At 73.8% G+C, this 7,256-nt stretch carries 6 protein-coding genes; all 6 read right to left on the bottom strand.

The features are described from left to right. Positions 1–183: 183 nt before the first annotated feature. From ABD296_RS28400 to ABD296_RS28375, 6 genes are read right to left on the bottom strand one after another with little or no spacing between them, the layout of a single operon-like run. Entirely contained in the window at positions 184–954 is a 771-nt protein-coding gene (locus tag ABD296_RS28400) for an MgtC/SapB family protein (protein ID WP_344273637.1), read from the bottom strand. 56 nt (positions 955–1,010) lie between these two features. Further along, positions 1,011–2,492: a CoA-acylating methylmalonate-semialdehyde dehydrogenase gene (locus ABD296_RS28395; protein WP_344273634.1), complete on the bottom strand. Its 1,482-nt coding sequence runs from the start codon at positions 2,490–2,492 to the stop codon at positions 1,011–1,013. A gap of 9 nt (positions 2,493–2,501) precedes the next feature. Further along, the gene (gene iolD, locus ABD296_RS28390; RefSeq protein ID WP_344273630.1) at positions 2,502–4,352 is read right to left on the bottom strand and encodes a 3D-(3,5/4)-trihydroxycyclohexane-1,2-dione acylhydrolase (decyclizing); all 1,851 of its coding nucleotides are present in this window, start codon (positions 4,350–4,352) and stop codon (positions 2,502–2,504) included. A 31-nt stretch (positions 4,353–4,383) separates the two neighbouring features. Next, positions 4,384–5,286, bottom strand: a complete 903-nt coding sequence (locus ABD296_RS28385) for a Cgl0159 family (beta/alpha)8-fold protein (RefSeq protein WP_344273628.1) — start codon at positions 5,284–5,286, stop codon at positions 4,384–4,386. Beyond that, on the bottom strand, positions 5,283–6,245 hold the full coding sequence (gene iolC, locus ABD296_RS28380) for a 5-dehydro-2-deoxygluconokinase (protein WP_344273625.1): 963 nt from the start codon (positions 6,243–6,245) through the stop codon (positions 5,283–5,285). Before iolC ends, ABD296_RS28385 begins: the two co-directional genes overlap by 4 nt. Next, positions 6,242–7,138: a TIM barrel protein gene (locus ABD296_RS28375; protein ID WP_344273622.1), complete on the bottom strand. Its 897-nt coding sequence runs from the start codon at positions 7,136–7,138 to the stop codon at positions 6,242–6,244. The genes iolC and ABD296_RS28375 overlap by 4 nt, the downstream gene beginning before the upstream one ends. Between the last annotated feature and the right edge of the window lie 118 nt (positions 7,139–7,256).

The raw sequence follows: 7,256 nt of genomic DNA, 5'->3' as shown, positions 1-7,256 counted from the left end.
CGACGCCGAAGGCGCCCTTGACTTTGGAGGGGCGGCCCCGTACGCCAGCGCCACCCCACCACACGAACACCCTTCCTACTAACAGCCGAACGACCTTTCTCCGAACGCCCGAAACCCGCCCCCAAATAGGATCCCCAACGGCTCAAGCTAAACCCGCCCACGGCCGAATCGGCCTCCGGAAACTTATTCGTCGTCCTGGTCCGAGGCTGTGGTCACGGATGTGATGTCGGGGAGTTCGCTCAGGACGGCGGTCAGGTCGGGGATCGAGCCCGGGCCCTCCAGCACGAGCGTCACCACCGCATTCCACGGACCGCGCCCGCGCCCTGCCGACGCCTCGTCTCGGTCGCGGTCTCGGCGTTCGTCGCGGGCGCGGTCGGAGTCGTCCGGGAGGAATTCGCGTTCGACGTTGGCTTCCAGGACGGCGAAGCCGCGTTGTGTGCATTCCACGAGCACTCGCCGCAGGGCGCCGCGGCCGTCGCGGTAGACCAGGCGGATGCGGGTCCGGTCGGCGGGGCGGAGGCGGTCGAGCGGGAGGCGGCGGGTGAGCGTGCTGAGGCCGTAGACGACCAGGAAGTGTCCGAGGGTGCCGGCGATCGCCAGCAGCCAGAGGCCGCCGCCGGCGGCCATGCCGACGGCCGCCGTCACCCAGACCACGGCGGCGGTCGTCAGGCCGCGGACGGCGTCGCGGCGGACGAAGATGAGGCCGCCGCCGATGAAGCCGATGCCGGAGACGATCTGCGCCGCGACCCGGGACGGGTCGAACGCGACGGGGCCGGGGGCGTGCTGAAAGCCGTACTTGCTGACCAGCATGAACAGCGCCGCGCCTACGCCGACGAGGGTGTGCGTGCGCAGGCCGGCGCTCTTGTTGCGCAGGCCCCTTTCCAGGCCGATGCATGCGGAGAGCACCAAGGCCAGCAGGAGTTCGCCGATCTGCAGGAGTCCCTGGCCTGCCACCGTTCCTCCTTGTCGGTGGCCGCCCCCGGGTAGCGCCCAGGGGGCGGCCGCAAGAGTCAGCGGGCGGTGGGGAAGGCCATGTCGCCTGCGGTGGACGCGGTCTGGGGCTCGGGCCAGCGGGACGTGATCGCCTTGGCGCGGGTGTAGAAGCGGACGCCTTCGGGCCCGTGGATGTGGGTGTCGCCGAACAGGGACGCCTTCCAGCCGCCGAAGGAGTAGAACGCCATCGGCACCGGGATGGGGACGTTGACGCCGACCATGCCGACGTGGACGGCGCGCTGGTAGCGGCGGGCGGCCTCGCCGGACGAGGTGAAGATGGCGGTGCCGTTGCCGTGCGGGTTGGCGTTGACGAGGGCGATGGCGTCGTCGAGGGTGTCCGCCCGCAGGACGATCAGGACGGGTCCGAAGATCTCCTCCTGGTAGGCGGGCAGGTCGGTGGCGACGTGGTCGAGGAGGGAGGGGCCGGCGAAGTAGCCGGGGCCGGGGAGACCGCGGCCGTCGACGACGATCTCGGCTCCGGCGGCCTGCGCGGCGTCGACGTGGCCGGTGACGCGGGCGAGGGCGTCCGCGCTGATCAGCGGGCCCATCTCGGTGCCGGGGTCGGCGCCGGGGCCGACCTTGATGGCGCGGGCGCGGTCGGCGAGCCGGGCGACGAGGGGGTCGGGGGCCGCGCCGACGGCGACCGCGACGGAGATCGCCATGCAGCGCTGGCCGGCGGAGCCGTAGGCGGCGGCGGTGATCTGGTCGGCGGCGAGGTCGAGGTCGGCGTCGGGCAGGACGACCGCGTGGTTCTTGGCGCCGCCGAGGGCCTGGACGCGCTTGCCGGCGGCCGTCGCGGTCGCGTGGACGTGCCGGGCGACGGGGGTGGAGCCGACGAACGACACGGCCGCGACGTCCGGGTGCCGGATGAGGGCGTCGGCGGTCTCGCGGTCGCCGTTCAGGACGTTGAACACGCCGTCCGGCAGGCCCGCCTCGGCGTACAGGTCGGCGATCAGGGCGGATGCCGACGGGACGCGCTCGCTCGGCTTCAACACGAAGGTGTTCCCGCAGGCGATCGCGATGGGGTGCATCCACAGCGGAACCATGACGGGGAAGTTGAACGGGACGATCCCCGCGCACACACCCAGCGGCTGCCGGAAGGAGTACGCGTCGACGCCGGACGACACCTGGTCGGAGTACTCGCCCTTGAGCGCCTGCGGGATGCCGCAGGCGAACTCGACGACCTCGCGCCCGCGGACGATCTCGCCGCACGCGTCGTCCAGGACCTTGCCGTGCTCGGCGGTGACCAGCCGGGCCAGCTCGTCCTCGTGCCGTTCGAGCAGGTCGCGGAAGGCGAACATGATGCGGGCGCGGCGCGCCTGCGAGACGTCCTGCCAGCTCTCGAAGGCCCGGGCGGCGGCGGTGACGGCCGCGTCGACCTCGGGTGCGCGGCCGAGGACGACCTCGCCGACCGGCGTGCCGGCGGCCGGGTCGTGGACGGGCGCGGTGACGCTCCCACCGACCTGGACACCGCCGATCCGGTGCTGAATCAGGCTCATGGCTTCCTTTCAGAGATGGCGGCGCTGGGCCTGCTTGGCCTCGGCGTAGCGGGCGCGGGCGTCGCGCGTCTCCGGGCGTCCGGAGACCTCGGCGACGGGGACGTCCCACCAGGCGTCGCTGCCGGGGGCGGGGGCGAGCGGGTCGGTCTCGACGTGCACGACCGTGGTGCGGGGCGAGGCGATCGCCTTGCGGAGCGCGGCGCGCAGCTCCTCGGTGCCGGACGCGCGCAGGACGTCGGCGCCGAGGCTGGCGGCGTTGGCGGCGAGGTCGACGGGGATGGGGTCGCCGTCGAGGCCGGTGCCGGTGCGGACGCGGTGCCGGGTGCCGAACCGGGCGGCGCCGACGCTCTCGGACAGGTTGCCGATCGAGGCGTACCCGTGGTTCTGGACGAGGATGACGACGAGCTTGATCCCTTCGGCGACGGCCGTGGTCAGCTCCTGCGCCATCATCAGGTACGAGCCGTCGCCGACCATGACGAAGACCTCGCGGGACGGGTCGGCCATCTTCACGCCGAGCCCGCCGGCGATCTCGTAGCCCATGCACGAGTAGCCGTATTCGACGTGGTAGCCCTTGCGGTCGCGGGTGCGCCAGAGGCGGTGCAGGTCGCCGGGCATCGATCCGGCGGCGCAGACCACGACGTCCCTCGGCCCGGATTCCTCGTTGACGATGCCGAGGACCCGCGACTGTGCGGGAAGGACGCCGTTGTCGAACCCGTAGGCGCCGTCGACGACGGCGTTCCACCGCGCGGTCAGCGAGCGCGCGTTCTCGCGATGGCCGGACGGGACCGTCCAGCCGTCGAGCGCCCCGGTCAGCGCCGCGAGCGCCTCACGGGCGTCGGCGACGACGGTGGCGCCGCCGAGCTTGAACGCGTCGGACCGCGCGACGTTGATGTTGACGAACCGCACGCGCGGGTCGGCGAACAGGCTGTGGGACGCGGTGGTGAAGTCGCTGTAGCGGGTGCCGATCCCGACGACGACGTCGGCGTCGCGGGCGAGCGCGTTGGCGGCGGTCGAGCCGGTGGCGCCGATCGCGCCGACGGCGGACGGGTGGTCCCAGGGCAGCGACCCCTTGCCGGCCTGCGTCTCCGCGACCGGGGTGCCGGTGCTCTCGGCGAACGCGGCCAGCTCGCCGGTCGCGCCGGAGTAGATGACCCCGCCGCCCGCGACGATCAGCGGGCGTTCCGCCGCCCGCAGCGCCGCGCACGCGTCCTCCAGGTCGCGGGCCTCCGGCAGCGGGCGCGGGATGCGCCACACCCGCCGCGCGAACAGCTCCTCCGGCCAGTCGTACGCCTCGGCTTGCACGTCCTGCGGAAGCGACAGCGTGACCGCGCCCGTTTCCACCGGATCGGTGAGGACGCGCATCGCCGCCATCAGCGCGCTGGGCAGCTGCTCGGGACGGTTGATGCGGTCCCAGTACTTCGACACCGGCTTGAAGCAGTCGTTGACCGAAATGTCGTGCGACCGCGAGTCTTCGAGCTCCTGCAAGACGGGGTTGGCGACGCGTCCAGCGAAGATGTCCCCGGGTAGCAGCAAAACCGGCAGCCGGTTAATGGTCGCCAGCGCCGCACCCGTGACCATGTTCGTCGCGCCCGGCCCGATGGACGTCGTGCACGCGAATGTCGACAGCCGGTCGTTCATCCGCGCAAAGCCCGACGCGGTGTGCACCATGGCCTGCTCGTTACGGGCCATGTAGTACGGCATCTCCTCGCCGTACTCCAGCAGCGCCTGCCCGATGCCCGCGACGTTCCCGTGCCCGAAGATGCCGAAGCATCCCGGAAAGAAGCGCTGCTCCTCGCCGTCCCGCTCCGACCACTGCGCCGCCAGGAAGCGCACCAGCGCCTGCCCGACCGTCAACCTCATCGCCTTCTCCTTCACCGTGCCCCCTCACCGTTCACAAGGCGTCCACCGCCGCGTCGACCGCTCCCGCGACGTCGCCGTCCTTCGGGTACAGCAGCGACCGCCCGACGACCAGCCCGCGCACGGTCGGCAGCCGAAGCGCCCGCCGCCATCCGTTCAGCGCGGCGCGCGGGTCGTCAGCGACCTCGCCGCCGAGCAGCAGCGCGGGCAGCGTCGAGGCGGCCATCACTCGCTCCATGTCCGGGACGACCGGGACCTTCAGCCAGGTCCGCGCCGACGTCGTGCCGAGCGCGGACGCGATCGAGATCGCGCGGATCATCGCCTCGGTGGTCAGCACGTTGCGGACGCGGCCGTCGACGCGATGCGAGATGAACGGCTCGACCATCGCCATCAGCCCGCGCCCGGCGAGCGCGGACACCGCCCGCGCGCACCCTTCGAGGGTGTCGGCGGTGGCGGGGTCGGCGTCGTCCACGCGCAGCAGCACCTTGCCGCCGTCCAGGCCGGACGCCGCGATCGCGTCCGCGTCGTAGGCGGTGAACCGGTCGTCGATCTCGAAGGACGCGCCGGCCAGGCCGCCGCGGTTCATCGAGCCGATCACGACCTTGCCGTCCAGGACGCCGAGGAGCAGCAGGTCGTCGATGACGTCGGGCGCGGCCAGCACGCCGTCCACGCCGGGGCGTTCCAGCGCGGTGCAGAGCCGGTCGAGCAGCTCGCCGCGGTCGGCCATGGCGAGCGGGTCGCCGGCGGCGGCCAGCGCGCCGCGCGCCGGATGGTCGGCGGCCACGATCATCAGCCGGCCGGTCGCGCCGAGCAGCGCGGGGCGCCGGGCCCGGCGCGCCGCCGCCTCGGCGAGGGCGTCCGGCCGCAGCACCCGGGTCTCGGTCAGCGCCGCGATCCGGGCGCGGGCGGGCGACGCCGTCTGCGTGTCCACGCTCATGCCGGCACCCCGTCCAGCAGCGCCTCGACCTCGCCGTACTCCGGCATGGCCGCCGCGCAGGCGAGTCGCGACGCGACGACCGCGCCCGCGGCGTTGGCGAACGCGATGGTCCGCGGCAGGTCCCAGCCCGCCAGCAGCCCGTGGCAGAGCGCACCGCCGAACGCGTCGCCCGCGCCGAGGCCGTTGACGACCTCGACCGGCACCGGCGGGGCTTCGGCGACCTCGCCGTCCGCGCCGACCGCGAGCACGCCGCCCGGCCCCCGCTTGACGACGGCGAGCCGGACGCCCCGGTCGAGGAGGGCCCGCGCGGCCCGCATCGGGTCGGACTCGCCGACGGCGACCTCGCACTCGGCGAGGTTCCCGACGGCGACCGTGGCGTGTTCGAGGGCCTCGCCCGCCCACCGCGACGCCTCGGCCGCCGACTCCCAGAACATCGGCCGGTGGTCGAGGTCGAGGACGGTCAGCGCGGCGCGCGGCCGTGCCCCGAGGGCGGCGAGCGTCGCCGTCCGGGACGGTTCGCCGCACAGCCCGGTCACCGTGGTCCACAGCAGCCCGGCGGTCCCGATCGCGGCGAGGTCCAGCTCGCCGGCGCGGATCTCCAGGTCGGGCGCCTTGGGGAAGCGGTAGAAGTACAGCGGGAAGTCGTCGGGCGGGAACAGCTCGCAGAACGTGACCGGGGTCGGCAGGCCGGGGACGTCCGCGACGAACCGGGCGTCGACCCCGTACTCGGCGAGCGCGCGGCGGACGAACCGGCCGAACGGGTCGGCGCCGGTCCGGGTGATCACCGCGGCGCGCCGCCCGTACCGGGCCGCCGCGACCGCGACGTTGGTGGCGCTGCCGCCGAGGAACCGGCCGAAGCTCTCGACCTCGTCCAGGGGGACGCCGGACCGCAGCGGGTACAGGTCGACCCCGACCCGGCCCATGGTGATGACGTCGAGGGACGCCGGTGCGGCGGTCATGCCGGGATCCCGGCGAGGAAGTCCAGGCACGCGCGCACGTCCGCCACCGGGCCGGCGCCTTCCTCGGGCTCGCGGTCGAGGATGGTGTCCTGTTCGAGGACGTACCAGCCGTCGTAACCGGCGCCTTCCAGGGAGCCGATAATGCCGGCGATGTCGATGTCGCCGCCGCCGAGGGGCCGGTAGATGCCCTTGCGGACGGCGTCGGTGTAGGCGATCCGGCCGGCCTGCACGTCGCCGGCGAGCCCGGCGTCCACGTCCTTCAGGTGGACGTGCGCGATGCGCTCCGGGACGCGCGCGGCCAGCTCGCCGGGGTCGACGCCGCCGATGAGCAGGTGCCCGGTGTCCAGGCAGAGCGGGACGCCGGAGCCGTCCAGCACCCGCTGGACTTCGTCGGACCGTTCCACCATCGTGCCCACATGGGGATGCAGCACCGCGCGGACACCGGACTCGGCGGCGAGCGCGGCGATCCGGTCGAGGTTGGCCAGCAGCGCCGCCCAGCCGGCGGCGTCGAGCGCCGGGCGCTCGTCGTAGCCGTCCAGCCCGTGCACGGCGGCGAGGACGAGCGTCGTGCCGTCCGCGGGGGCGGCCGGATTGGAACGTTCCACATCGAATCCGGAGAGGGTCCGCCGAACCTCGGGCAGCGGGTCGCGGTCCGGGTCGTGCAGCACGACCGGCGCGAACCCGCCGAGCGGGCGCAGCCCGTGGGAGGCCAGCAGGTCCGCGCGCTCGGCGGCACCGGCGGGCAGGAAGCCGTCCGGCCCGAACTCGGTGGCGGCGAGACCGAGGGCGCCCATCTCCGCCAGCACCCGCGCGGGCGCCATCTGGTGCCCCCAGCCGGGGACCTCGCACACCCCCCAGGAGATCGGCGCTCCCGCGACGCGGTCTTTGATCATCGGCACTCCATCCCGGTGAAAGGCGACGCCGGCGCCGCGGCCGGCCCCGCCGAGTCTGCTGAAGCCGGCCGCGGCATGTCAAGAGTTTGTCCTGACATTATGAGGTAAGGAGGTTCGG

Source organism: Actinomadura napierensis (assembly GCF_039529375.1).
Lineage (GTDB): Bacteria > Actinomycetota > Actinomycetes > Streptosporangiales > Streptosporangiaceae > Spirillospora > Spirillospora napierensis.
This window is presented reverse-complemented; position numbering and strand designations above follow the sequence as displayed.